Here is a 25,578-nt window from a genome sequence, read left to right as displayed (position 1 = left end):
CCCGTACCCGCGGCGTCAGCCCCCGTACGCCCCCGACGTGGTCAGCCGCAGCGCAGTGTCGATCATCGGCACGTGGCTGAACGCCTGCGGGAAGTTGCCGACCTGGCGTTGCAGCCGGGAATCCCACTCCTCGGCGAGCAGCCCCAGGTCGTTCCGCAGGGCCAGGAGCTTCTCGAAGAGCTGCCGCGCCTCTTCGACCCGGCCGATCATGGCCAGGTCGTCGGCGAGCCAGAAGGAGCAGGCGAGGAACGCGCCCTCGTCACCCTCCAGGCCGTCCACGCCCGCAGAGTCGCCGACTGTCGGATAGCGCCGCACGAAGCCGTCCGGTGTGGACAGTTCCCGCTGGACCGCCTCAACGGTGCCGATGACGCGCTTGTCGTCCGGCGGCAGGAAGCCCATCTGCGGGATCAGCAGCAGGGAGGCGTCCAGCTCCTTGGAGCCGTAGGACTGCGTGAAGGTGTTGCGCTCCGGGTCGTACCCCTTCCGGCACACGTCCCGGTGGATCTCCTCGCGCAGCCGCTGCCAGCGGCCCAGCGGTCCGTCCACCTCGCCGGACTCTATGAGCTTGATCGTGCGGTCGACGGCCACCCACGCCATCACCTTGGAGTGCACGAAGTGGCGGCGGGGGCCGCGCACCTCCCAGATGCCCTCGTCCGGTTCGTTCCAGTGGTCCTCGAGGTAGTGGATCAGCTTGAGCTGGAGCAGTTGTGCGTAGTCGTTGCGCGCCAGGCCCGTCATGTGGGCCAGATGCAGCGCCTCCGTCACCTCGCCGTAGACGTCCAGCTGGAGTTGCCCGGCCGCGCCGTTGCCGATCCGGACCGGGCCGGAGCCCTCGTAGCCCGGCAGCCAGGTGAGTTCGCGCTCACCCAGATCGCGTTCACCGGCGATGCCGTACATGATCTGGAGGTGCTCCGGGTCGCCGGCGACCGCCCGCAGCAGCCACTCCCGCCAGGCGCGCGCCTCGTCGTGATAGCCGGTGCGCAGCAGCGAGGAGAGGGTGATCGCGGCGTCCCGCAGCCAGGTGAAGCGGTAGTCCCAGTTCCGGGAGCCGCCGATCTCCTCGGGCAGCGAGGTCGTCGGGGCGGCGACGATGCCCCCGGTGGGGGCGTAGGTCAGCGCCTTGAGCGTGATCAGCGAGCGGACGACCGCCTCACGGTAGGGGCCGTGGTACGTGCAGTTCTCGACCCACTCGCGCCAGAACTTCTCGGTGTCCTCGAGCTCACCCTCCGGGTCCGGCAGCGGCGGCGGACCCTTGTGCGAGGACTGCCAGCTGATGGTGAGGGCCACCCGTTCGCCCGGCCCGACGGTGAAGTCGGAGTAGGTGGTCAGATCCTTGCCGTACGTCTCCGCGTCGGTGTCCAGCCAGACCGAGTCGGGCCCGGCGACGGCGACGGTGCGGTGGTCCACCTTGTGCACCCACGGCACCACCCAGCCGTACGAGAAGCGCATCCGCAGGCTGGAGCGCATCGGCACCCGGCCGCTGACCCCCTCCACGATCCGGATGAGCTGCGGTGCGCCCGTGCCGCGCGGCGGCATGAAATCGATCACGCGGACCCGGCCTCGCGGGGTGTCCCACTCGGACTCCAGTACGAGGGAGTCGCTGCGGTAGCGCCGACGGGTCGCCGGAGGCGGTTCGCCACCGGTCGCGTGTGCGGGGCCCAGCCGCCAGAAGCCGTGCTCCTCGGTCCCCAGCAGCCCGGCGAAGACTGCGGGAGAGTCGAAACGCGGCAGGCACAGCCAGTCCACCGAGCCGTCCCGGCAGACGAGGGCGGCAGTCTGCATGTCCCCGATAAGTGCGTAATCCTCGATGCGCCCAGCCACGTGAATCTCCAGTCAACCTGCGGCTACGCCCCCGCGGGACGCGCGTACTTCCCTCTGCCCATACGGGTGGTCCGTGCAGCTTACGATGCGCGTGCGGTGATCCGTGCACGCTTCGCGAGTCCGGTCGCGCCGGAAGCCCGCACCGGTGACCGGGAGGCACCCGCGAGGCCGCGGGAAGGCTTGCGGAACGGCCCCTGGGGTGCACCGGGAAGACACCCGGCAGGCACCACGCGGATGCCGGGTGGCGCGGCCGGTGCCCGTCGCTGATAACCTGGTCGCCCGTGACCGGTGGGCAGGGCATCTCGATCCGTCGATACGGCAGCCCCCCGAACCGCAGCGACGGCACCCCCGAGCATCGGACCGCCCGGGGCGCCGGTACGCACTTCACCTCGCGACCCACGGGAGCTTCCTCTTGGCCATGCCGACCCGATCCTCGTCCTCCACGACGACCAAGCACCTCTTCGTCACCGGGGGTGTCGCCTCCTCTCTCGGCAAGGGGCTCACGGCTTCCAGTCTGGGCGCGCTGCTCAAGGCGCGCGGGCTGCGGGTCACGATGCAGAAGCTCGACCCATACCTGAACGTCGACCCGGGCACGATGAACCCCTTCCAGCACGGCGAGGTGTTCGTCACCAACGACGGCGCCGAGACCGATCTGGACATCGGACACTACGAGCGCTTCCTCGACGTCGACCTGGACGGCTCCGCCAACGTCACCACCGGGCAGGTCTACTCCTCGGTGATCGCCAAGGAACGGCGCGGCGAGTACCTCGGCGACACCGTGCAGGTGATCCCGCACATCACCAACGAGATCAAGCACCGCATCCGCCGGATGGCCACCGAGGACGTCGACGTGGTGATCACCGAGGTCGGCGGCACCGTCGGCGACATCGAGTCACTGCCCTTCCTGGAGGCCGTACGCCAGGTGCGGCACGAGGTCGGCCGGGACAACGTCTTCGTGATTCACATCTCCCTGCTGCCCTACATCGGCCCCTCCGGCGAGCTGAAGACGAAGCCCACCCAGCACTCGGTGGCCGCCCTGCGCAGCATCGGCATCCAGCCCGACGCGATCGTGCTGCGCGCCGACCGCGAGGTCCCCGTCGCCATCAAGCGCAAGATCTCCCTGATGTGCGACGTGGACGACGCGGCCGTTGTCGCCGCCATCGACGCCAAGTCGATCTACGACATCCCCAAGGTGCTGCACGCGGAGGGCCTGGACGCCTATGTCGTCCGCCGCCTGGACCTGCCCTTCCGCGATGTCGACTGGACCCAGTGGGACGACCTGCTGCAGCGGGTGCACCAGCCCGAGCACGAGGTCACCGTCGCGCTGGTCGGCAAGTACATCGACCTGCCCGACGCGTATCTCTCGGTGACCGAGGCCGTGCGTGCCGGCGGCTTCGCCAACAGCGCCCGGGTCACCATCAAGTGGGTCACCTCCGACGACTGCCGCACCGCGGCGGGCGCCGAGCGGCAGCTCAGCGACGTCGACGCGGTCTGCGTACCCGGCGGCTTCGGCGACAGGGGCGTGGAGGGGAAGCTCTCCGCCATCACCTACGCACGCGAGCAGCGCATCCCCCTGCTGGGGCTCTGCCTGGGTCTCCAGTGCATCGTCATCGAGGCCGCCCGCAACCTCGCGGGAGTCACCGGCGCCAACTCCACGGAGTTCGACCAGGCCGCCACCGATCCGGTGATCTCCACGATGGAGGAGCAGCTGGACATCGTGGCCGGTGAGGGCGATATGGGCGGCACCATGCGGCTGGGCATGTACCCGGCCAGGCTCGCCGAGGGATCGATCGTGCGCGAGGTCTACGGCGGCGAACAGTACGTCGAGGAGCGGCACCGGCACCGCTACGAGGTCAACAACGCCTACCGTTCCGAACTGGAGAAGAAGGCCGGGCTCCACTTCTCCGGCACCTCCCCGGACAACAAGCTCGTCGAGTACGTCGAATACCCGCGCGAGATCCACCCGTACCTGGTGGCCACCCAGGCCCATCCGGAGCTGCGCTCGCGCCCGACCCGTCCGCATCCGCTCTTCGCCGGGCTGGTGAAGGCCGCCGTCGCCCGGCAGCGGGACGCGCGCACCGCGCAGTCCGGCGCCGCCGGGAACGAGGGCTGAACCATGGCAGAGCAGAACGCCGACGTACCGCACATCGCGGACGCCCCTCAGGAGTGGCCGGTCACGGCGACCGCGATGCCGTTCCGCGGTGCAAAGACCAGCATCCGCACGGACGACGTGCGGATGCCCGACGGCACAACCGCCCGCCGCGACTACCAGGTGCATCCCGGCTCTGTCGCCGTCGTCGCCCTGGACGAGCGGGAGCGGGTGCTGGTGCTGAGCCAGTACCGGCATCCGGTGCGGCGGAAGCTGTGGGAGATCCCGGCCGGTCTGCTGGACGTACCGGGGGAGAACCCGCTGCACGCCGCCCAGCGCGAGCTGTACGAGGAGGCCCACGTGAAGGCCGAGGACTGGCGGGTCCTGGTGGACGTGTACACGACGCCCGGCGGCTGCGACGAGGCCGTACGGATCTTCCTCGCCCGGCAGATCTCCACGGCGGACCGCCCCCGCTTCGAGGTCACCGGGGAGGAGGCCGAGATGGAGCAGGCCCGGGTGCCCCTGCCCCAGCTCGTACGGGCGGTGCTGGGCGGAGAACTGAACAACAACAGCCTGGCCGTCGGCACGCTGGCGCTGACTGCCGCGCTGGCGGGCGAGGGCCTCGACGCACTGCGTCCCGCGGACGCGCCCTGGCCCGCCCGGCCGTTCGAGGACTAGGGCCTGTCGTTTGGATCCCGCCGGGTTCGCGGGGCTGGTCCTCAAAGGCCGGAAGGGCTGCTCTCCAGCCTGTCCGGCGTTTGAGGACCGGGTCCGGGGCGGAGCCTCCCCGCACGGCGGAGCCGCATGCCGAACGGGCCGGGAGGGGGCGGGACCGGGGAGATCCACCGGCCGCGGCCGAGTGCGGTGATCCGATGCGGTGATCTTTGCCGTAGCCGTCAGCCATGCGCTCCGACGGGAGCGGGTCCGGGTGACTTACGCTCGGTGAGCCCGCTCGCGCCCGCGAGCGGGCTCGTACGCACGGCTCAGAGGGACGGGAGCGTGGCCCGTGACGGATCAGGCGGTGCGGGGCGGTGGGCCGAGTCCGTACGCGGCGGGCGGATTCACGGGTCGCGTACGCGAACTGCGCGAACTGCGGGCGGACATCGAACGCGCCGGTCTTCACACCCTCTCCGGCCGTCCGGCCCCGCAGAGCCGTGTCCTGCTCATCGCTGGCCGCCCCGGCTCCGGCCGCACCACGCTGGCCGAGGAGCTGGCCCGGCAGCTGGCCGGGGACTACCCGGACGGCGTCCTGCGGGCCCGGCTGCTCGATCCGGGCGGGTCGCCGGTGCCCATCGAGCGCACCGTCCGCGATCTGCTCGGCGCACTGGGGCACGGGGCGGCACCGCCCGGCGCCGACCAGGACGATCTGACCGCCGAGCTGCGCGCCGCCCTTTCCGGCCGCCGTGCCCTGCTGCTGCTCGACGACGTCCATCACCCCGAGCAGCTGCTCGAACTGCTGCCCGACAGCCGCGACTGCCTCGTCGTGGCTGTCGCCGCCGGACCGCTGACCGGCGTGCCCGACGTACGGCCCTGCACGCTGGGCGGCCTGGACCGGGCCGCGTCTGTCGAACTCCTGCGCGGCTGGGCCGGAGCCGCCCCACGGATCACCGTCGACCCGCGCCGTGCCGAGTCGCTGGCGGAGGCGTGCGGCGATCTGCCCGCCGCCCTGCGCCTGATCGGCGGCTGGCTGGCCGCCCAGCCCAAGCTGTCGGTTTCCGACGCGACCGCGCGGCTGGAGGCCGTGCCCGCACCGCCCGAGGAGCGGAACACCGACTTCCTCGCCCGCGCCTTCCGCCTCGTGCACGCCTCGCTGCCGCGCTCCGCCGCCAGGCTGCTGCGGCTGCTCGCACTCGCACCGGCCGGTGTGGTGGACGCGCACACCGCCTCCGCCCTCGCGGGCTGCGGGGTGGACGCCGCGGGCGCGGCGCTGGAGGAGCTGACGGAACTGGGTCTGCTGCACCACCGCACCGGGGAGCCCGCCACGGCAGGCCACGGCGTCGCAGCTCACGGCGCGGGCGGGCGGGCGTACGCGCCGCCCCCGTGGGAACGCTGCTACACGGTGCCAGGCTGCCTCGACCCGCTGCTGCGCGCCGCGCTGGAGGCGGAGGAGCGGCCCGCGGAGCTGATGCTGGCCCGGGCCAGGATGCTGGAGCGGACCGTGCGCCGACTGCAGGCGTGCTGGGCCGTGAGGGAGCCGACCGGCTCACCCGCCCGGAAGAAACTGGCGGGCCTGCCCCGCGAACTGCGCTTCACCAGTGCCGCCGAGGCCGGCCGCTGGCTGGAGCTGCGCCGTGCCGCGATACTCGCCGCCGCCCAGCTGGCCGTCGCGGAGGGCGGCGGTGAACTGGACACCCTCGCGCGCCGCCTGATCCACGCGCTGTCCCGCGCCTTCGGCGCGCACCGCACTCCGGAGGAGTCCGCACCTGAGATCTACCGGCTGCACGAGCTGGTCCTGTGCGTCGCGGAGCGCCGCGACCTGCAGCGGGAACGGACGGCGGCGCTGCTCAACCTCGCGGACCAGGACGCCCGCTGGGGCCGCCTCGAACAGGCCGTCACCCGCTACCGCGCGGCGCTGGACGCCTCCCGCGCCTGCGGCGACCACGCCGCGGTTGCCCGTGCCCTGGAGTCGCTGGGCGGTGCGTACGCCGAGCTAGGCGACTGGGCCCGTGCCGCCGACTGGTACGACCGCGCGCTCGCGCTGCGCCAGACGGACGGCGACCTGCCCTCGGCCGCCCGGCTGCACGGCCGCCTCGGCGCCGCGCATCTGCACGAGGGGCGCTGGGGGGACGCGCTGCGCGAGTGGCGGGCCGCGGCGGCGGTGCACCGCAGGCTGCGGGACCAGCTCGGGAACGCGCGGGCCCTGAGTGAGGTCGCACGGGTGCTGGACTTCGCCGGCCGTCCGTACGACTCGCTCCGGACCGCACAGGAGGCGCTCGCCGCCGCGCGCCGGTCCGGCGACGACGGGCTGCAGGCGGTGCTGCGGCTCCGGCTGGCGGACGCCTGCGACCGGGCCGACGACCCGGTGACGGCGCAGGCGCACCGCGACGCCGCCGAAGGGCTCCTCGGGTGGCCCGCGGGAAGCACGCAGGGTGAGGAGTCGGAGACGAGTGGTGATACCTCCGCCATCGCCGGACGCAACCTGCGAAACTAATAGCCTTCTGCGCAAGAATTGAAGCTTTGCAAGGCTGGACAGGGGTCGATCCTTCATTAAACTTGTCTGGCCGTGGACTTCCCAAGGGCATCCGGCATCCACCCCTATATGCTGATGTGCAAGGGTTCCCCTCGGTCTCACCCGCACCCTTCCAGGCAAGGACTGTGATCGACGTGAAGGTCGGCATCCCCACCGAGGTCAAGAACAACGAGTTCCGCGTGGCCATCACCCCGGCCGGCGTGCATGAACTCGTGCGAAACGCACACGAGGTCCATGTGCAGCGGGGAGCCGGATCCGGCTCCTCCATCACGGACGAGGAGTACATCGCGGCCGGCGCCGTCATCCAGGCCGATGCCGACGCCGTCTGGGCGACCGCGGACCTGCTGCTGAAGGTCAAGGAGCCGATAGCGGAGGAGTACCACCGGCTCCGCAAGGACCAGACGCTCTTCACCTACCTGCATCTCGCCGCCTCCCGCGCCTGCACCGACGCGCTCCTGGAGTCGGGGACCACGGCCATCGCGTACGAGACGGTGGAGAGCGCCAACGGCAGCCTCCCGCTGCTCGCCCCGATGTCCGAGGTCGCGGGCCGGATCGCGCCGCAGGTCGGCGCCTACCACCTGATGCGCTCGGCCGGCGGGCGCGGCGTGCTGCCCGGCGGCGTGCCGGGCACGAGCGCGGGGCGCGCGGTCATCATCGGCGGTGGCGTCTCGGGCTGGAACGCCACCCAGATCGCGGTCGGCATGGGCTTCCATGTCACGCTGCTCGACAAGGACGTGAACAAGCAGCGAGACGCCGACCGGGTCTTCGGCACCACGGTGCAGACGATGGCGTCCAACGCCTACTCGCTGGAGCAGGCCGTGCTCGAGGCCGACCTGGTGATCGGTGCCGTGCTGATCCCCGGGGCCAAGGCGCCGAAGCTGGTCACCAACGAGCTGGTCTCGCGGATGAAGCCGGGCAGTGTCCTTGTCGACATCGCGATCGACCAGGGCGGCTGCTTCGAGGACTCCCGGCCGACCACGCACGCCGAACCGACCTTCCGGGTGCACGACTCCGTCTTCTACTGCGTCGCCAACATGCCCGGCGCGGTGCCGAACACCTCGACCTACGCGCTCACCAACGCCACACTGCCGTACATCGTGGAGCTGGCGAACCGCGGCTGGCGGGAAGCGCTGCGCCGGGACGCGGCACTGGCCAAGGGCCTCAACACCCATGAGGGTGCGGTCGTCTACGGCCCGGTCGCGGAGGCGCACGGACTGCCGGCCCATGACCTGACGCAGTTGCTGAGCTGACAAGTCGACGTTCCGAGTAGCCGTTTGACGCCCTGCGTCAACGTCAGCAACGTCACGTCACCGGCCCGCCTTCCGGATACGGGGGCGGGCCGGCGGCGTGTCCCGCGGCGCGCCTGCGGCACAATCGCAAGTCAACTCGCCTTGAACATAACTGTTTAACCGATTCGCGCGGTGGTGAAACCTCGCGGATGCGCCCCCTACGGCCTTGACAGCGGCACGTTCGATTGCCGACACATCGTGCTGACTCCGGCGGATTGTGTTGCTGTGAACCACCGACACGCCATAGAGTCGCCAAACGTCGGCATGGTGCAACGCTGACCTGTCTAGATGTTTCCTGGTCGCCAAGGAGGTAGGACGACTTGTGAATGAGTCGACATTTACTCCCGGGGGTGGTCAACCAGGAGCGCCGGTACGGGGCCAGGACCCCGCGCGGCCCGAGGCTGTCGGCTCCGTCGCTGTCCGCACGTTCACCGCCCACCAGAGCCCCTCACCGAGAGCGACAGCCCACCAGAGCATGGACGGCCACTACGTGAACGCCATGGCCGGCGACGCTACCGGCGGTCAGTCCGCCAACCGACTCGCCGACTACGACCTGAAATACGGCGAACTGCCCCAGGGGCATTTCTACGACCCCGACGCGGAGTACGAGCCCGACCCCGAGTACGCGGCCACACTCGCGCCCGACGCCGCCCGTCAGCGTCGTGAGCGGGTCGGACCGACCGGGCGGCCACTCCCTTACTTCCCTATCCCGGGCCCCGTTCCCGACCACGGCCCCGCCAAGATCATCGCGATGTGCAACCAGAAGGGCGGGGTGGGCAAGACCACCTCGACCATCAATCTGGGTGCCGCCCTCGCCGAGTACGGGCGCCGGGTGCTGCTCGTCGACTTCGACCCGCAGGGCGCCCTCTCCGTGGGCCTCGGGGTCAACCCGATGGAACTGGACCTCACCGTCTACAACCTCCTCATGGAGCGCCGCATGGCGGCCGACGAGGTGCTGCTGAAGACGGCGGTCGCGGGCATGGACCTGCTGCCCAGCAATATCGACTTGTCGGCTGCCGAAGTGCAGCTGGTCAGCGAGGTCGCGCGGGAGTCGACACTCCAGCGTGCCCTCACGCCGCTGCTGCCGGACTACGACTTCATCGTCATCGACTGCCAGCCGTCGCTGGGCCTGCTGACGGTCAACGCGCTCACCGCCGCGCACAAGGTGATCGTTCCGCTGGAGTGCGAGTTCTTCGCGCTGCGCGGCGTGGCGCTGCTGACCGAGACGATCGAGAAGGTGCAGGAGCGGCTCAACCCGGAACTGGAGCTCGACGGGATCCTGGCCACCATGTACGACTCGCGCACGGTGCACAGCCGTGAGGTGCTGGCCAGAGTCGTCGAAGCCTTCGACGAGCACGTCTACCACACCGTCATCGGACGCACGGTCAGATTCCCCGAGACCACGGTCGCGGGCGAACCGATCACGACCTACGCCTCCAACTCCGTCGGCGCTGCGGCCTACCGACAGCTCGCCAGGGAGGTGCTCGCCCGGTGCCCCGCCGAGTGAGTCTTCCGGCAGCCGATGAACTGTTCCGTACGACAGGGGGATCCGCGGTCCAGCCGTCGGCCCCGCAGCAGCAGGGTGGTGAACCGCGGGTGCCCGCGCCCGCGGGTGAACCGGCGCGTGAGCGCACCGGAGAGAACCGGGAAACCGGTGAGCACACCACGGCGGACGACGGCGAGAACACCTCTGCCGACGCCCCCACGGACGCTGCCACCCCGGCCGACGGTACCGGGGAGCACTACGGGCGCGAACAGCGCTCCGGCGCACCCGCGTCGGTGCCGGGGCAGGACTCCGGCCCTTCGGCGGGCCGCCAGGGGCGGAACGCGGCTCCGGGCGTGGCCGGCGGCGCGGCTGGGAATGACGCCTCGGGATCGGCGGCGTACGCGCAGGACCAGCAGGACGCGCGCAGACCGATCAGCGGGCGGGGGGCCCAGGCGGCGGCCTCTCCCCGGGGAGGCCAGGCCAAGGGCCGCCAAGGCACCGGAGGCTCGGGCAGCCGCCGCAGCCGCGCGGCGAACCGGCGGCCCAGCGGTCGCGAACGCCACGACGAGAAGATCACGGTCTATGTGTCGGCCGAGGAGCTGATGGACCTGGAGCACGCGCGGCTTGTGCTGCGCGGCGAGCACGGCCTCGCGGTGGACCGAGGCCGCATCGTCCGGGAGGCCGTCGCGGTGGTTCTCGCCGATCTCGAATCCCGCGGTGACGCGAGCATCCTCGTCCGCCGCCTGCGGGGCCGCTGACCGGCCCTGGAGCCTGCTCGGTGGGTCTCTCCGTTGGAATCTCGCCGGGGCCGGACTCCCCTTGGGGCTGGCGGCCGGGAGGCCCCCGCTGGCTGATCCTCGAAGATCCGCCGGACAGGCCCTTGCTGCCCGGCAGAAACCGCAGCCGCCCGTGGGGTGAGCCTGGGCGTCATGGCCGGGCGTTGCCCAGTACGCTGCCCGGCGATGCCGACATCCGACGACGACGCACCGGCCACCCGTGGCCGCCGCCCCCTGGGCCGCGGCCCGGGTACGGCTGCGTCTGCGCCGGGGGCGCCGGAGCCCGCCGCTCGACGCGAGCGGAACCCCGACCCGCCGCCCGTACCCGCGGAGCCGGTACCTGCGGAGCCCGTACCTCCGGAGCCGCAGCCTGCCGCCGTGGTCGAGAGCCGACAGGCCCCGGCCGGGAGCCCGGCCGCCGCCATGGAGAGCGCTCCGGCCGAGCCGACGACCCGACCGGACATCCGCCCGAGCGAGCCTCACCCGGCCCCGCCCTCCCCACAGCCCTCCGCAGGGCCCACGGCCCCCGTTGGCCCTCCTGCCGCACTCGGCACCGGTGCGCGCCCGGATGCTCCACAGAAGACCGCCCTGCCCGGACACCCCGCCGGGACGGGAACCGCACAGGAGCCGGCCATCCCGGAGCCGGATGCGGAGGCGCCCTCCGGGGATTGGCTGGCCCCGCACGGAGGCGGACTGCGTGATGAGCCCGGCTGGCCGGAGTCTGACGCCGCGCCGGAGCCCGGAGCCCGGCGCGGGGCCTCGGACCAGGGCCGGGCCACCGGGCGGGAGCCGGATGCGGGGGCGGCGCAGCTTGATGCCGCGCCGCAGCGCCCGGCGGCCCCCGTGCGGGGGGCCGGCGGGCCGGAGCCGGGCGCGAGGGCGGCTTCCGTGGACTGCCCGGCGCCGAGCGAGGGCGGGCTGCGTGAGGAACGGGGACCGTCGGACCGGGCGGAGCCCGGTGCCGCGCAGGAGGCCGGACGCCCGCGCGAGGTGCCACAGGAGGGCGCGGCCGACGCGCGCCATGGGGGAGAGGGGCCGCCGGAGGCGGCCGACGTGGATGACGGTCGGTTCAAGGTCGTGCTCGACAACTTCGAGGGCCCTTTCGATCTTCTGCTGCAGCTCATCTCGAAGCACAAGCTCGATGTGACCGAGGTCGCCCTCTCCAGGGTCACCGACGAGTTCATGGTGCACATCCGTGCCATGGGGCCGGACTGGGACCTCGACCAGACAACCGAGTTCCTCGTCGTCGCCGCCACCCTGCTGGATCTGAAGGCGGCGCGGCTGCTGCCCTCGGCCGAGGTGGAGGACGAGGGGGATCTCGCGCTGCTGGAGGCACGTGACCTGCTGTTCGCCCGGCTGCTCCAGTACCGCGCGTACAAGGAGATCGCGGCGATCTTCGCGGACCGGCTGGCCACCGAGGGGCGCCGTTACCCCCGTACGGTCGGTCTGGAGCCGCACCACGCCGACCTGCTGCCGGAGGTGGCGCTCCGTATCGGTCCGGAGGGGTTCGCCCAGCTCGCCGTCAAGGCGATGCGGCCCCGGCCGAAGCCGCAGGTGTACGTCGAACACATCCACGCACCGCTGGTCAGCGTGCGCGAGCAGGCGGAGGTGGTGATGGGACTGCTGCGCGAGCTGGGCGAAGCCAGCTTCGGGACGCTCACCGAGGACGCCCCCGACACCCTCACCGTCGTCGCCCGGTTCCTGGCCCTGCTGGAGCTCTACCGGGAGCGCGCGGTCACGCTCGACCAGGAGGAGGCGCTGGGCACGCTCACCGTCCGCTGGAACGGTGAGGAAGGCGGGGGAGCGGCCCGTCCGCTGGTGACCGACGAGTTCGATCAGGAGGCGCGGCGCCCGTCCCGTTCCGTGCCCGCACCCGGACCGGAGGAGCGAGAGGCATGAGCGAGGAGACGTACGAGATCCGCGAGGCGGGGATTCACCCCGCACCGGACGACCGCGACCTCGCGGGCACGGACCTCGCGGGCAGGGACGGCGTCGCGGAGCTGGAACTGAGGCCCGCGCTGGAGGCCGTTCTCATGGTCGTCGACGAACCGGCGACCGAGGAGCAGCTGGCCAAGGTGCTGGAGCGCCCTCGCCGCGCCGTCTCGGACGCCCTCAAGGAACTTGCCGATGACTACGCCCGCCAGCGGCGCGGCTTCGAGCTGCGCATGGTCGCGGGCGGCTGGCGCTTCTACACCCGCCCGGAATACGCGGAGGCGGTGGAACGCTTCGTGCTGGACGGCCAGCAGGCCAGGCTCACGCAGGCCGCGCTGGAGACGCTGGCGGTGGTCGCCTACCGGCAGCCGGTCAGCCGTTCGAGGGTCTCCGCGGTGCGCGGAGTGAACTGTGACGGGGTGATGCGTACCCTCCTCCAGCGGGGTCTGGTGGCCGAGGCGGGCGCGGAACCCGAAACAGGTGCGATCCTGTACAGGACGACGAATTACTTCCTGGAGCGAATGGGCCTGCGTGGCCTGGACGAGCTGCCGGAACTGGCGCCCTTCCTTCCAGAGGCGGACGCGGTCGAGGGGGAGACACAGGAGGGTATTCCGTCGTTCGACCCAGACGACAGCGGCGACACCCAGACGACGGATCTTTGATGCGAAGCAGTAGCGGCAGGAACACCAGCGGAAACCGAGACAGTAAGGGCAGGGGTAGCCAGGGAGCACCTCGCGGCGCGTCCCCGCGCGGCGGGTCGGCCCGTGGCGGGTCCGGCGCGGCCAAGGCGGGCGACGACAGGGAGCAGCGCTCGTCGGGCCGCCCGCGCCCGGAGGAGCGCCGCCATGAGGCCGGCGGCCGCCCGACGGCCCGGCCGGGAAGCAAGGCCCCGTCCGGTGGCAAGCCCTCGGCGGGCGGCAAGCCTTCCGCGGGCGGCAGGCCCGCAGCGGGTGGCAAGCCCTCCGCAGGCGGCGGCAAACCCGCAGGTGGCGGCAGGCCCTCGGCGGGTAAGCCCGCGACCGGCGGCAGGGGTCCGGCGGCGGGCTCCAAGGCCGGATCCAAGGCCGGATCCAAGGCCGGATCCAAGGGCCCCGCGCCCAGGACCGTGACCAAGAGCGGCGCCCCCAAAAGCCGTGCCCGTAAGCCGTCGGCCCCCGCTCGCCCCCGTGAGTACGAGGCGCAGATCGAGGAGCGCAATCGCGCGCGCCACAGCGACGGACCGGCGAAGCTGCCCAAGACCTTCGGGGAGGTGGAGGGCGAGCGTCTCCAGAAGGTGCTCGCACGCGCGGGCATGGGCTCGCGCCGCTCCTGCGAGGACCTGATCGCGCAGGCGCGGGTCGAGGTCAACGGCGAGATCGTCCTGGAGCAGGGGCTGCGGGTCGACTCCGACCAGGACCAGATCAAGGTCGACGGGCTGACCATAGCCACCCAGTCGTACCTCTTCTTCGCGCTGAACAAGCCGGCCGGTGTCGTCTCCTCCATGGAGGACCCGGAGGGCCGCCAGTGCCTGGGCGACTACGTCCAGAACCGCGAGACGCGGCTCTTCCACGTCGGGCGTCTGGACACCGAGACGGAGGGCCTCATCCTCCTCACCAACCACGGTGAGCTGGCCCACCGCCTCACTCACCCCCGCTACGGCGTGCAGAAGCACTATCTCGCCGCGATCCAGGGCCCGATCCCGCGTGACCTGGGCAAGCAGCTCAAGAACGGCATCAAGCTGGACGACGGCTACGCACGCGCCGACCACTTCAAGGTCGTCGAGAACACCGGCAAGAACTACCTCGTCGAGGTCTCGCTGCACGAGGGCCGCCGTCACATCGTGCGCCGCATGCTCTCGGAGGCCGGTTTCCCGGTCGACCGGCTCGTCCGGACGCGCTTCGGTCCCATCCCCCTGGGTGACCAGAAGTCCGGTTGGCTCCGTCGGCTGACCAACCCCGAGGTGGGCATGCTGATGCAGGAGGTCGGCCTCTGACTTCCGGCGTCGGCACGCGCGGCGACCGTCCACCGGCCGGGCGGGTGAGTTCCCGGCCGTCGTGACAGCGGCCGCCGTGGCAGTCGGCCGCCGGGCCGTCCGGCGGCGGCCCGCCCGCGGCCCGACATCAGGCGCCCGGCACCACGCACCGGCCACCACGCACCAGCCAACCCGCACGCCCGCTTCCCCGCACCCGGCAAGGAAACCGCCCGCCCATGCGTACCGCCCTCGTCATCGGCACCGGCCTGATCGGCACCTCCGCCGCGCTCGCGCTCGCCGCCCGCGGTGTGCGGGTGCATCTGCGCGACCACGCCCCGGAGCACGTCCGTACGGCCGCGGCCCTGGGCGCGGGCACCGCGGATGAGCCCGAGGGCCCGGTCGACCTGGCCATCCTGGCCGTACCGCCCGCGCACATCGCCGAGGCGGTGACCGGCGCGCAGCGCCTCGGCCTGGCCCGCGGTTATATCGATGTCGGCAGCGTCAAGGGCGGGCCGCGCCGCGAGCTGCGCGCCCAGGGCTGCGACCTGAGCAGCTATCTCGGAACGCACCCCATGTCCGGGCGGGAGAAGTCCGGCCCGCTCGCGGCGACGGCCGACCTCTTCGAGGGCCGGCCGTGGGTGCTCACACCCACGCCCGAGACCGACACCGAGGTGCTCAACCTCGCCCTGGAGCTGGTCGCCCTGTGCCGGGCCGTGCCGGTGATGATGGACGCCGACGCGCACGACCGCGCCGTGGCGCTCGTCTCGCACACGCCGCAGCTCCTGTCGAGCCTGGTGGCGGCCCGGCTGGAGACCGCCGACGAGACGGCGGTACGGCTGTGCGGCCAGGGCATCCGCGACGTCACCCGCATCGCCGCCTCCGATCCGGGCATGTGGGTGGAGATCCTCTCGGCGAATCCGGGGCCGGTGGCCGATGTGCTGGCGGCCGTCGCGACGGACCTGGAGGCGACCGTGCGGGCGCTGCGCGCGCTGGACTCCGCGGACGAGGAGAAGCGCGGCGGCGGCGTGCTCGGGATCGAGGACGTCCTCCACCGGGGCAATTCGGGCCGCTCCCGGGTGCCCGGCAAGCACGGCCAGGCGCCGGCCGTGTACGAGATGGTGGCGGTGCTCATCAGCGACCGCCCCGGCGAGCTGGCACGGATCTTCGCCGACGCGGGAGCGGCCGGGGTCAACATCGAGGACGTACGCATCGAGCACGCCACGGGCCAGCAGGCCGGTCATGTGCAGCTGATGCTGGAGCCTGGCGCGGCACCGGTGCTGACCGCGGCACTGCGTGAGCGGGGCTGGGCCATCCGCGCGCAGTGACGAGGCCGCCCCGGTCAAAGGTCACCGACAGGCTCTGCGGCGGAGCCGTGGCCTCCCGCGCCCACCGGGGCGCGGGAGGCCATCCCGCAGCCGGTAACCTGGGGCCGGGCCCGTCGGCCCATACCCCCGTGTTTCGAGAAAGGTGTCCGCCACCGTGCAAACCGCACCGGCTCCCGTCATCGTCGCCATCGACGGCCCCTCCGGCACGGGGAAGTCCAGCACGTCCAAGGCTGTGGCCGCCGCGCTGGGCCTGAGCTATCTCGACACCGGGGCCCAGTACCGCGCGATGACCTGGTGGATGCTCAGCAACGGCGTCGAGGTGAACGACCCGGCCGCCGTCGCCGCCGCGGCGGGCAAGCCCGTGATCGTCTCCGGTACGGACCCGGCCGCGCCCACCATCACCGCGGACGGCGCCGACGCGACGGGCCCCATCCGTACCCAGGAGGTCACGGCGGCCGTCAGCGCCGTCAGCGCCGTGCCCGAGGTCCGTGCCCGGATCACGGAGCTGCAGCGCAGCATCGCCCGCGAGGCGCACCACGGCATAGTCGTCGAGGGCAGGGACATCGGCACCACCGTGCTGCCCGACGCCGACCTCAAGGTCTTCCTCACCGCCTCACCCGAGGTGCGGGCGGCCCGCCGCAGCGGCGAGCTGAAGGGCAAGGACGCCGCAGACCTGTCGGTCACCCGTGAGGCGCTGCTGCGCCGGGACACGGCCGACTCCAGCCGGAAGACGTCCCCGCTGAAGCAGGCGGACGACGCCGTCGAGGTGGACACCACGGAGCTGACCCTGGAGCAGGTCATCGAGTGCGTGGTGACCCTTGTCGAAGAGAAGCAGCTGGCCACGTGAGCCGCACGCCCTCGGCCCCGTCGTCCGCGTCGGCCCTCGCCGCCCCCTCGCCGCCCGGCGCGGCGGCCGGGCGGCGGATCGGCATCGGTGTGATGCACGGGCTGTGGCGGCCGCGGGTGCTCGGCGCCTGGCGGGTGCCCGCGCGTGGCCCGCTGATCCTGGCGGTCAACCACTCGCATGTGATCGACGGCCCGATGCTGCTGGGCACCGCCCCGCGGCCGGTGCACTTCCTGATCAAGCGGGAGGTGTTCGTCGGCCCGCTCGACCCCTTCCTCCGGGCCATCGGCCAGCTGAAGGTGGACCGCTCGGGGGCCGACCGTGCCGCGGTCGGCAGCGCGCTGGCGGTGCTCGACGGGGGCGGTGTGCTGGGGATCTTCCCGGAGGGGACCCGGGGCGAGGGCGATTTCGCCTCACTGCGCGCCGGGCTTGCGTATTTCGCCGTACGGTCGGGAGCACCAGTCGTACCGGTGGCGGTGCTCGGCAGCGCCGAGCAGCCGAGCCGGGTGATGGGCGGGCTGCCCAGGCTCCGCGCCCGTGTCGATGTCGTCTTCGGCGATCCCTTCGCGGCCGGGGACGGCACCGGCCTCCGTACGCGCAAGATCCTGGACGCCGCGACCGCGCGCATCCAGCAGCGGCTGACCGGGCATCTGGCCGAGGCCAGAGCGCTCACGGGCCGCTGAACCGGGCCGGACCGGGCCGGACCGCGAACCAGACGTGAACAGCGAACGAGGACGAGACTTCATGAACGACCAGACCCAGTCCGGTGACGGGCACGAGCACGGTGAGCTCGGCGGCGCCGAGTACACGGAGTTCATGGAGCTCGCCGCCGAGGAGGGCTTCGACCCTGAAGAGGTCGAGGGCGCGCTGGACGCGGCCGGGCACGGCCCGCTGCCCGTGCTCGCCGTCATCGGCCGTCCCAATGTCGGCAAATCCACCCTGGTGAACCGGATCATCGGCCGACGGGAGGCAGTCGTCGAGGACCGGCCCGGCGTCACCCGCGACCGGGTGACCTATGAGGCGGAGTGGGCGGGCCGCCGCTTCAAACTCGTCGACACCGGCGGCTGGGAGCAGGACGTGCTCGGCATCGACGCCTCGGTGGCCGCGCAGGCCGAGTTCGCCATCGAGGCCGCCGACGCGGTGGTCTTCGTGGTGGACGCCACGGTCGGCGCGACCGACACCGACGAGGCCGTGGTCAAACTGCTGCGCCGGGCGGGCAAGCCGGTTGTCCTGTGCGCCAACAAGGTGGACGGGCCCTCCGCCGAGGCGGACGCCGCCTACCTGTGGTCGCTGGGCCTCGGTGAGCCGCAGCCGGTGTCCGCACTGCACGGGCGCGGCACGGGCGACATGCTGGACGAGGTCCTGCGGGTGCTGCCCGACGCGCCCGAGCAGACCTTCGGCGCGGCCCTCGGCGGGCCCCGCCGGGTCGCGCTGATCGGCCGTCCCAATGTCGGCAAGTCGTCACTGCTCAACAAGGTGGCGGGCGAGGACCGTGTCGTCGTCCACGACGTCGCGGGCACCACCCGCGACCCGGTCGACGAACTGATCGAACTGGGCGGCAAGACCTGGAAGTTCGTGGACACCGCGGGTATCCGGCGCCGGGTGCACCTGCAGGAGGGCGCCGACTACTACGCCTCGCTGCGCACCGCCGCCGCGCTGGAGAAGGCGGAGGTCGCGGTCGTCCTCATCGACGTCAGCGAGTCGATCAGCGTGCAGGACCTGCGGATCATCAGCATGGCGGTGGACGCGGGGCGGGCGCTCGTGCTCGCCTACAACAAGTGGGACACCCTCGACGAGGAGCGCCGCTTCTATCTGGAGCGGGAGATCGAGCGCGAGTTGGTCCAGGTCCAGTGGGCCCCTCGGGTCAACGTGTCGGCGCGTACGGGCCGCCACATGGAGAAGCTGGTGCCCGGCATCGAGACGGCACTGGCCGGCTGGGAGACACGCGTGCCGACGGGGCGGCTGAACGCCTTCCTCGGCGAGATCGTGGCCTCCCACCCGCACCCGGTGCGCGGCGGCAAGCAGCCGCGCGTCCTCTTCGGCACCCAGGCCGGTACGAAGCCGCCGCGCTTCGTCCTGTTCGCCTCCGGCTTCCTGGAGGCGGGCTACCGGCGGTTCATCGAGCGCCGGCTGCGCGAGGAGTTCGGCTTCGAGGGGACGCCGATCCACCTGTCGGTGCGGGTGCGGGAGAAGCGCGGCCGGAAGAAGTAGCGGCCGGAGCAAGCAGGGGCCCGAAAAGCAGCGGCCCCGAGAAGGCAGCAGAGGCAGCCGCTACCTGTCGTAGCGGTTGCCGTCACGCGGGGCGGGCGGCAGCGCGGGGAGCGCCGCCCCGCGCCGCCGGGCGAGGGCGCTCCAGGAACCCGTGCCCGTGCCGTGGACGGTGTTGAAGCGCTCGAAGGCCAGCTCCTCCTCGCCGGAGCGGTCGCCGGGCAGGGCCCGGAAGAGCCGCTGGTATTCGGCGTAGAGGCTGTCGTAGATCGGCGTGGCCGAGGCGCGGGCCGAGCCGGCGGCCGAGCCGCTGTACGTACCGGTGAAGGGCGGGCGCATTCCGGGTACGTGGCCGTGGCGGTGGTTCCGGGCGCGGGAGGGTTCGTAGGGCTGCACGACAGTTCAAACGAATTCGCCGCCCGGCGGATGCGGTGCCGGGCGGCAAATGACCTGTTCGCGAAGAATCCGTTCGAGGGGCGCCCCGGTCAGGTGCCCGTGAGCGGCATCGCCCCGGCCACCAGCGAGCCGTTCGCGGCCGCCCGCTCCAGCGCTTCGCGCAGCAGATCCTCGCGGGGCTGCTGCCCGATGGAACCGGTCGGCGCGGCGTACACCAGCACGGTGTGGCTCTTGTTCGCCGCGACCCGCCAGCCGTCGGTGACCGGCAGCGGCTGGTGCGCCTGCCACCACGAGGTCGGCTGGCCGTGGCCCTGCGCCGACGGCTGGAGGATGCCGTGCAACTGGCCCATGGCCATCAGCACGGACCAGCCCTCGATGGTCTCGGGGGCCTGCGAGAGATCGAAGACCGGGCGGAAGCCCTGCTCGATGAGCAGCGGCAGGAAGTCGTCGCCGGGCCCGGTCGAACCCGGCCGGCTGATCGCGCTGTTCGGCTCGACGACGACCGCCGGGTGCAGGGTGCCGTCGATCAGCACCTGGCCGCAGGTCACGCTGAGCACGGCAGGCCGGGCGCCGGAGCCTTGTCCGGAGGCCTGCTGCTGATCACCGGTGATGGTGCGTACCGCGCCCTGGAGCTGCTCCTCGGAGACCTTCACCACCTGGGACGGGATGCAGGTGGCGTGCGCGAAGGCGAGGAGCGCCGTCTCCTCTCCCAGGAACAGCACGGTGCTGGTGCGCTCGCTCCCGGTGTCTCCGGGGGTGCGGCAGGACGTGCAGTCGTAGCTGCCCGGGGAGTTCTCCCCGGCGAGCAGCCGGGCGGCTTCTGCATCGCCGATCTCGGAGCGTACGTCGTCACTGACGTCGAGCATGGGTGGCACGGGGGACTCCTGGCTTCTTGCGGGTTCGATGGTGGCGGGAACACGCGGGGTCGGGCTTCTGTCCGCAGGGCCTAACGGGCGGGGGCGGTCGCGGTCACGGGCCTGGGGGCGGCGTCAGAGTCCCGCGTTGGCGGCGGCGCCCGGCACGGGCGTCTGCTGCGTTGTCGCAGCCCCTGAGTAGCCCACTGCGAGGCCGCCTCCGCCCCTTCGCAGCCGCACGCGGCAGCCCCCGCCCGCACCGCCCTCCGGGCGGACGGCGCGGCTTTGATGCCACCCCGGTCCGTGAGGGCGTGTACGCCGGGCTCATGTGTGCGCCGACCGGGTGGGGAGTGCGCGCGTCGTGGGCGCGGCTGTGCGGAACACGGGGTGGGGCGTGCCTAGCGTGTGCCGATGTCGCAAATGTGTGTTCGTATGCGTGCCGGAGTCGTTGCCGTGGCCGCTGTGGCCGCCGCATTGCTTCCCGTCGGCTCCGCTCACGCCACTTCTTCCGATACAAGCGCCGGGCCCGAATCGGAATCGGGACCCGGCTGTGCCGAGAACGGCTGGCCCTGGAGCTGCATGGCCCAGTGCGAGAGCAGCGGGCACTGGGACAGCAACACCGGAAACGGCTACTACGGCGGGCTCCAGTTCTACCAGCCGACCTGGGAGGCGTATGGCGGGCTCGAGTTCGCCGCGCGGGCGGATCTGGCGACCCCTGAACAGCAGATCGAGATCGCCCGCCGGGTGCTCGCCGAACAGGGCTGGGAAGCCTGGCCGGTCTGCTCGGCGCGCTACGGCCTCACCGGACACGAGTCCCAGGAGTCCCAGGATTCACCAGCGTCGACGACGGAAGCACCGTCGGAGGCCGAAGAGGCGCCTGAGGGCTCAGAGGCACCACCGACGACACCGACACCAGAGGCACCACCCGCCCAGACCCCGCAGGCCCCACCGACCTCGGAGGACGGTCGGGGCCCCGTCCACGTCGTACTGGCCGGTGACACGCTGTACGACCTCGCACAGCGGTACGGCATCACGGGCGGCTGGCCCGCGCTGCACGAGGCCAACCGGGAGGCCGTCGGGCCGGACCCGAGGTACCTGCAGATCGGAACCGAGCTGGTCATTCCCGGAGCGGCAGGTTAGGGCCAGTCCGCGCCCGGTCGTCCCTCCGGGGACGGAGAAATGATCATCCGGGTTCCCCTGATCGCCTCACAATGTCAGAACCTTTCCAGAACAAGCTGGTGAAAGAGGCCAACCCAGGCAGGGCGACAGTCGTCTACAGGGGTGTCAGGCGGGCAGTGAGGGACTGAACGCGCGGCTCCGTGAAACCTGGGGAACATGCACATCTCGCAACAAACCGGCTCAGTCCGCCGTGCCCGCCCGGTCCACGCCCGTGTGCCTGCGGGACGGGTCAGATGACCCTGCCGAGGAGGCCCGGTGCAGCGGCAGCCGTTCCCTCGGGACCGTCTGCCGACTGCACCGCGGACTCCGCGGGCGGACTGACGTTCGACCTGGCGCTGCCCGACGGAGAGGAGCGCTGGGACGCCGCCCTCCTGCTCCACCGTCGTGGCAGCGGCACGGGCGCCGAGGGTCCTGTAAGACTGCCCCTGTTCCCCTTCGGCGAGGGCCGGCTGCGCGCTGCGCTGCCGAGCACCGTGCAGCTGGCCGAAGGGGTCTGGGACGTCTACGTCTCGCTGGGCGACGACGGGCCGCAGCGGCTGCGGCCCGGAGTCAGTGATCTGAGCTCGCTGGTCGAGCGGGTGCCCGGCGCCCACCGCACCTGGCTGGGCGTGCGGGTCCCCTACGCCACCCGGCACGGCAACCTCTCCGTCCGCGCCTGGCTGCGCTGGCCGCATGCCGAGGTGGGGGACCTGTGGATCGAGGACGGCGTCCTCTCCCTGCGCGGGCGGCTGTACGGAGCGGAACTCGCGACCGGGGCCGGTCTGGAGGCCCGGCCGCGGCAGCAGGACCGGGAGCCGGTGTTCGTCCCCGCGGATGTCCCGGTGGGAGCCCGTTGCGGGGCGGAGGAGGGCGAGCTCTTCTGCAGCGCGCTGCCGCTCGCCGAGCTGCCGGGGGCGGGGGAGTGGGAGCTGTGGCTGCGTCCTTCGGGGAGCGCCGATCCGGCGGAGCGGCCGGCGGGGCCGGTGCGCATCGCCCGGATCCTCGACGACGTGCCGGAGAAGCAGCGCACGGTCAGCTATCCGCCGTGTTCCACACCTACCGGCACGGCCACGCCTTACTACACGCGGGACAACGATCTGGCCGTACGCGTGGAGCGGGCGGAGGGCTGACGAGCCGGTGCCCAGAGCTGTCAGGCATGCCACCGGGCCGCTGGTGGAGCCGCTTGCGGACAGAACTCGTCCGCAGCGGGTGACAGACTCGGGGCCATGTTGGAGACCTCGGCACGTCTGCTGCGACTGCTCTCAATGCTTCAGGCACACCGCGAATGGTCGGGCGGGGACCTCGCCGAACGGCTGGGCGTCACCCCGCGCACCGTGCGCCGGGATATCGACCGGCTGCGGGCGCTCGGATACCCGGTCCATTCGATGACCGGCACGGCCGGGGGCTACCGGCTGGGTGCGGGCGCCGAACTGCCGCCACTGCTGCTGGACGACGAGGAGGCCGTCGCCGTCGCCGTCGGCCTGCGGGGCGCGGCGAACGGCGGCGTGCAGGGCATCGAGGAGGCGTCCGCGCAGGCGCTCGCCAAGCTGGAGCAAGTCCTGCCGCACCGGCTGCGCCGCCGGGTCAGCGCGCTCAACGCCTACACCGTGCCGATGACCCGCAAGGCCGGCGGGCCCGCCGCCGACGCGGAGACCATCACCGTGCTGGCACACGCCTGCCGGGACCACGAGCGGGTCCGCTTCGAGTACCTCGCGCACGGCGGCGCCGTCACCCGGCGCACCGTCGAGCCGTACCGTCTGGTGAGCACGCTGCGCCGCTGGTATCTGGTGGCCTGGGACGTGGACCGCGAGGACTGGCGTACCTACCGTGCCGACCGCATCACCCTCCGCCCGCCGCATGGGCCGCGCTTCGCCCCGCGCACGCCTCCCGCCGAGGATCTGGCCGCCTGGGTCTCCGAAGGGGTGTCCACCCGGGCGTACGCCACACAGGCCACCGTGCTGCTGCACGCCCCGATCGAACGGGCGGCCGAAGTGGTCTCGCTTTCCTCGGGGACGCTGGAGACGGTCGATGAGCACAGCTGTCTGCTGCGTACGGGCGCGCATGCGCTGGACGTGATGGTCATCCATCTGGCGATGATCGGTATCGACTTCGAGGTACGCGAACCGGTCGAGCTGACGGACCACATCAGGGCCATCCGGGACCGGCTGACCCGCGCACTCGGCGAGCCCTCGCCCCCCGGGCCCCGGGCCGCAGCGGCACCGGGGCCCGCAGAGTCCGGGGTCACGCGGCGGCCGCAATGACCCTTTCCGCCCCTCGTCTCCCTCCCCGCCTCCCCGCCTCCCCGTTCCGGAAGGAATACCTCCGGCGCATATCTTCCTCTCCTCGGCAGCCGCCGGAATTCGAAAGCGGGCATATTCCTTTCGGCCGGCCGGCGGGTGGGATTCTCTCCGCGCGGTGTAAATACGACGAGCACAATTGACCCGTATGGCGGAGCGCATAACTGGTCGCCCGACTGGCCGTAGCTGTGACAGAAGCGTGACGCGGTACCGATACCGCCGGGACTTCCGGGTGTACCGCCGCCCTCCGAGGGGCACCTGCCGGACCGCCGAGGCCCAGGGAGGACGGTGCTCTTTGTCAGACAGGACCCGGCCCGTACGGTGACGGGTATGGCACCCGATTCCGCAGACTTCTACTTCCCCGAGGACGACCCCGAGAGGTATCTCGGCCTCCCGGCCGAGGCCGCCGAGCAGTGGGCCCGGGAGCGCGGCTGGACGACGGTGCGAGTCCTGTCGCCGGACGCGATCATCACCATGGAGTACCTGTCGGGGCGGCTCAACCTCGCCGTGCGGGACGGTGTCGTTGTGCGGTGCTGGAAGGGCTGAGCGCCCGGCCCCGGCCCTGCTCCCCGACTGGTTTCTCGAACCGCTGCTCCCCGGACAGCTGAGGGCTGTCCCGTGATCCCTGGTGGATCAGCGCGCGGCGTCAGATGCGGTGCTTCGCAAGGCGGAGGGGCGTCCTCATGCCGGGCGTATCCGGGCGTTCCGGCACGCAGCGAGGTGCCGTAGCTGTCGTCGTGCGCCCGCCAGGGGTTACGGGACAGCCCTTACTTCCCGCGCGGCCCCAGCGGGGCCGTGCGCGGCGTCACCGTACGCTCACCGCCCGGTCTCCGGCTGCCGCCCGCCGGGCCGCCAGGGGCCCGGTCGGTGCGCGTGGCGTGCGGGCGTGGAGCGTGGTGCGGGCGGGCCGCCGGAGCGGCCGGGGGGCCCGCGGTGGGGACCTCCTCGCCCGGCAGCGCCCCTTCGCCGCCGGGTTCGGTCCCCTCGCCCCGAGTGGCCAGCGAAGCACCCACCGGGGCGTACGGCACCGGCGACCGCCGCCGGGCGAACGCGCGCAGGCGCTCGTGGTAGTCGAGGACCAGCGCCTCGGCGCGGGCGATCCAGGGCTCGCACCAGGGCAGTCCGAGCAGGATGACCAGCCCGGCAGCCCAGCCCAGCAGCACGTCACTCACCCAGTGCGTGCCGAGATAGACGGTGGTCGCGCCCACTCCCAGCGCACAGAAGGCGGCGACGACGGAGAGCAGCCTGCGGGCGCGTGGAGTGGTGGCGAGATAAGCCAGGATTCCCCAGGTCACGACCGCGTTCGCGGTGTGGCCGGAGGGAAATATGTCACCGCCGGCGAACATCTCGGCGGAGCCGACCTCGGTGGCGTAGTGCGGTCCGAGGCGCCCCAGGCCGATCTTGACCGCGCCGACGGTGGTGTTGAGCAGCAGCAGCGATGTCGCCAGCACCAGCAGCGGCCGTGGCGTGCGCTGGCGCCAGGAGCGCCAGCCGAGCCAGGCGGCGACCAGCACCGCCGTCGGCGCGCGCTGGCCGAGCACTACGAAGTAGTCGAGGAAGGCGTGGTACTCCGGCCACTGCTTGTACGGACGGAACAGCATGATCTGCCAGTCCACGCGGACGAGCTGAGTCGACAGCAGGACGGCGGCGACAATGAGCACGTACAGCACCATCGTCGAGCCGAACAACCACTTTCGGGTTCGGCTCATCCGCGGGACACCGCGGTTGCTCGGTCGCTCAGGCTCTTGCTCCAGCCTGGCGAGGATTCGCTCGGTACGCACCCAATCGACGTTACAGCGGGTCTGAGAGGCAAACGTACAACTCACCGTATTTGTGATGACGATGTGATGTGGAGTGCGCCCCCCCGACGGGCTTTATCCCGAGTATTCCAGCTGCTTATCCCATGCTTAGAACGGACACTGTCCCGGCATAGGGCACGCATAGCACGGACATGCGCCGGGT

At 72.0% G+C, this 25,578-nt stretch carries 21 protein-coding genes; 17 read left to right on the top strand and 4 right to left on the bottom strand.

Annotation, left to right across the window (positions count from 1 at the left end):
• Positions 1 to 15: 15 nt before the first annotated feature.
• Positions 16 to 1,827 carry a glycoside hydrolase family 15 protein gene (locus LHJ74_RS03325; RefSeq protein WP_260215962.1) on the bottom strand — a complete coding sequence of 604 codons (1,812 nt, stop codon included), beginning with the start codon at positions 1,825 to 1,827 and terminating at the stop codon, positions 16 to 18.
• A gap of 412 nt (positions 1,828 to 2,239) precedes the next feature.
• On the opposite strand from LHJ74_RS03325, the gene pyrG reads away from it, so the two are divergent.
• The 13 genes from pyrG (at position 2,240) to der (ending at position 18,914) form a co-directional block, all read left to right on the top strand.
• Positions 2,240 to 3,934: a CTP synthase gene (gene pyrG / locus LHJ74_RS03320; protein ID WP_260215902.1), complete on the top strand. Its 1,695-nt coding sequence runs from the start codon at positions 2,240 to 2,242 to the stop codon at positions 3,932 to 3,934.
• A gap of 3 nt (positions 3,935 to 3,937) precedes the next feature.
• On the top strand, positions 3,938 to 4,588 hold the full coding sequence (locus tag LHJ74_RS03315; RefSeq protein WP_260215901.1) for an NUDIX domain-containing protein: 651 nt from the start codon (positions 3,938 to 3,940) through the stop codon (positions 4,586 to 4,588).
• A gap of 328 nt (positions 4,589 to 4,916) precedes the next feature.
• Complete coding sequence (locus LHJ74_RS03310) at positions 4,917 to 7,061, top strand: tetratricopeptide repeat protein (RefSeq protein ID WP_260215900.1); 2,145 nt, start codon at positions 4,917 to 4,919, stop codon at positions 7,059 to 7,061.
• Positions 7,062 to 7,234: 173 nt separating this feature from the next.
• Complete coding sequence (gene ald, locus LHJ74_RS03305) at positions 7,235 to 8,350, top strand: alanine dehydrogenase (protein WP_260215961.1); 1,116 nt, start codon at positions 7,235 to 7,237, stop codon at positions 8,348 to 8,350.
• 361 nt (positions 8,351 to 8,711) lie between these two features.
• On the top strand, positions 8,712 to 9,896 hold the full coding sequence (locus tag LHJ74_RS03300; RefSeq protein WP_260215899.1) for a ParA family protein: 1,185 nt from the start codon (positions 8,712 to 8,714) through the stop codon (positions 9,894 to 9,896).
• The gene (locus tag LHJ74_RS03295) at positions 9,881 to 10,633 is read left to right on the top strand and encodes a hypothetical protein (protein WP_375546648.1); all 753 of its coding nucleotides are present in this window, start codon (positions 9,881 to 9,883) and stop codon (positions 10,631 to 10,633) included. Before LHJ74_RS03300 ends, LHJ74_RS03295 begins: the two co-directional genes overlap by 16 nt.
• 606 nt (positions 10,634 to 11,239) lie before the next feature.
• Positions 11,240 to 12,550 carry a segregation and condensation protein A gene (locus LHJ74_RS03290; protein WP_446033481.1) on the top strand — a complete coding sequence of 437 codons (1,311 nt, stop codon included), beginning with the start codon at positions 11,240 to 11,242 and terminating at the stop codon, positions 12,548 to 12,550.
• Positions 12,547 to 13,245: an SMC-Scp complex subunit ScpB gene (scpB, locus tag LHJ74_RS03285; RefSeq protein WP_260215898.1), complete on the top strand. Its 699-nt coding sequence runs from the start codon at positions 12,547 to 12,549 to the stop codon at positions 13,243 to 13,245. The genes LHJ74_RS03290 and scpB overlap by 4 nt, the downstream gene beginning before the upstream one ends.
• Entirely contained in the window at positions 13,245 to 14,555 is a 1,311-nt protein-coding gene (locus LHJ74_RS03280; protein WP_260215897.1) for a pseudouridine synthase, read from the top strand. The genes scpB and LHJ74_RS03280 overlap by 1 nt, the downstream gene beginning before the upstream one ends.
• Positions 14,556 to 14,770: 215 nt before the next feature.
• On the top strand, positions 14,771 to 15,859 hold the full coding sequence (locus LHJ74_RS03275; RefSeq protein WP_260215896.1) for a prephenate dehydrogenase: 1,089 nt from the start codon (positions 14,771 to 14,773) through the stop codon (positions 15,857 to 15,859).
• A gap of 142 nt (positions 15,860 to 16,001) precedes the next feature.
• Positions 16,002 to 16,706 (top strand): (d)CMP kinase, encoded by a 705-nt coding sequence (gene cmk / locus LHJ74_RS03270; protein WP_260215894.1) that lies wholly within the window; start codon positions 16,002 to 16,004, stop codon positions 16,704 to 16,706.
• Positions 16,707 to 16,798: 92 nt separating this feature from the next.
• On the top strand, positions 16,799 to 17,386 hold the full coding sequence (locus tag LHJ74_RS03265; RefSeq protein ID WP_260215958.1) for a lysophospholipid acyltransferase family protein: 588 nt from the start codon (positions 16,799 to 16,801) through the stop codon (positions 17,384 to 17,386).
• A gap of 61 nt (positions 17,387 to 17,447) precedes the next feature.
• On the top strand, positions 17,448 to 18,914 hold the full coding sequence (gene der, locus LHJ74_RS03260) for a ribosome biogenesis GTPase Der (protein WP_260215893.1): 1,467 nt from the start codon (positions 17,448 to 17,450) through the stop codon (positions 18,912 to 18,914).
• 60 nt (positions 18,915 to 18,974) lie between these two features.
• Here the strand turns inward: der and LHJ74_RS03255 are convergent, their stop codons facing one another.
• Together LHJ74_RS03255 and LHJ74_RS03250 are read right to left on the bottom strand one after the other, a co-directional pair.
• Positions 18,975 to 19,307, bottom strand: a complete 333-nt coding sequence (locus LHJ74_RS03255; protein WP_375546646.1) for a hypothetical protein — start codon at positions 19,305 to 19,307, stop codon at positions 18,975 to 18,977.
• Between the two features lie 89 nt (positions 19,308 to 19,396).
• The gene (locus tag LHJ74_RS03250) at positions 19,397 to 20,182 is read right to left on the bottom strand and encodes a DUF8842 C-terminal domain-containing protein (protein ID WP_511262214.1); all 786 of its coding nucleotides are present in this window, start codon (positions 20,180 to 20,182) and stop codon (positions 19,397 to 19,399) included.
• A 558-nt stretch (positions 20,183 to 20,740) separates the two neighbouring features.
• Between LHJ74_RS03250 and LHJ74_RS34110 the strand changes: the two genes are divergently transcribed.
• From LHJ74_RS34110 to LHJ74_RS03225, 4 genes are all read left to right on the top strand, one after another.
• A complete protein-coding gene (locus tag LHJ74_RS34110; RefSeq protein ID WP_311203242.1) occupies positions 20,741 to 21,301 on the top strand; it encodes a LysM peptidoglycan-binding domain-containing protein in 561 nt (186 codons plus the stop codon).
• A gap of 272 nt (positions 21,302 to 21,573) precedes the next feature.
• On the top strand, positions 21,574 to 22,449 hold the full coding sequence (locus LHJ74_RS03235) for a hypothetical protein (RefSeq protein WP_260215892.1): 876 nt from the start codon (positions 21,574 to 21,576) through the stop codon (positions 22,447 to 22,449).
• Between the two features lie 96 nt (positions 22,450 to 22,545).
• A complete protein-coding gene (locus tag LHJ74_RS03230; RefSeq protein WP_260215891.1) occupies positions 22,546 to 23,580 on the top strand; it encodes a helix-turn-helix transcriptional regulator in 1,035 nt (344 codons plus the stop codon).
• 366 nt (positions 23,581 to 23,946) lie between these two features.
• Positions 23,947 to 24,162, top strand: a complete 216-nt coding sequence (locus LHJ74_RS03225) for an I78 family peptidase inhibitor (RefSeq protein WP_260215890.1) — start codon at positions 23,947 to 23,949, stop codon at positions 24,160 to 24,162.
• Positions 24,163 to 24,383: 221 nt separating this feature from the next.
• Here LHJ74_RS03225 and LHJ74_RS03220 read toward each other — a convergent pair whose 3' ends face one another.
• Positions 24,384 to 25,397, bottom strand: a complete 1,014-nt coding sequence (locus tag LHJ74_RS03220; protein WP_260215889.1) for a phosphatase PAP2 family protein — start codon at positions 25,395 to 25,397, stop codon at positions 24,384 to 24,386.
• Between the last annotated feature and the right edge of the window lie 181 nt (positions 25,398 to 25,578).

This window comes from Streptomyces gossypii, assembly GCF_025165795.1.
Classification (GTDB): domain Bacteria; phylum Actinomycetota; class Actinomycetes; order Streptomycetales; family Streptomycetaceae; genus Streptomyces; species Streptomyces gossypii.
Note: the sequence above shows the minus strand (reverse complement) of the source record. Positions and strands in the feature narration are given on the sequence as shown.

Coding starts and splice junctions, on each gene's coding strand:
- pyrG (WP_260215902.1), top strand. CDS start 2,240: ATGCCGACCCGATCCTCGTCCTCCACGACGACCAAGCACCTCTTCGTC.
- LHJ74_RS03315 (WP_260215901.1), top strand. CDS start 3,938: ATGGCAGAGCAGAACGCCGACGTACCGCACATCGCGGACGCCCCTCAG.
- scpB (WP_260215898.1), top strand. CDS start 12,547: ATGAGCGAGGAGACGTACGAGATCCGCGAGGCGGGGATTCACCCCGCA.
- LHJ74_RS03280 (WP_260215897.1), top strand. CDS start 13,245: ATGCGAAGCAGTAGCGGCAGGAACACCAGCGGAAACCGAGACAGTAAG.
- LHJ74_RS03275 (WP_260215896.1), top strand. CDS start 14,771: ATGCGTACCGCCCTCGTCATCGGCACCGGCCTGATCGGCACCTCCGCC.
- LHJ74_RS03265 (WP_260215958.1), top strand. CDS start 16,799: ATGCACGGGCTGTGGCGGCCGCGGGTGCTCGGCGCCTGGCGGGTGCCC.
- der (WP_260215893.1), top strand. CDS start 17,448: ATGAACGACCAGACCCAGTCCGGTGACGGGCACGAGCACGGTGAGCTC.
- LHJ74_RS34110 (WP_311203242.1), top strand. CDS start 20,741: ATGGCCCAGTGCGAGAGCAGCGGGCACTGGGACAGCAACACCGGAAAC.
- LHJ74_RS03235 (WP_260215892.1), top strand. CDS start 21,574: ATGACCCTGCCGAGGAGGCCCGGTGCAGCGGCAGCCGTTCCCTCGGGA.
- LHJ74_RS03230 (WP_260215891.1), top strand. CDS start 22,546: ATGTTGGAGACCTCGGCACGTCTGCTGCGACTGCTCTCAATGCTTCAG.
- LHJ74_RS03225 (WP_260215890.1), top strand. CDS start 23,947: ATGGCACCCGATTCCGCAGACTTCTACTTCCCCGAGGACGACCCCGAG.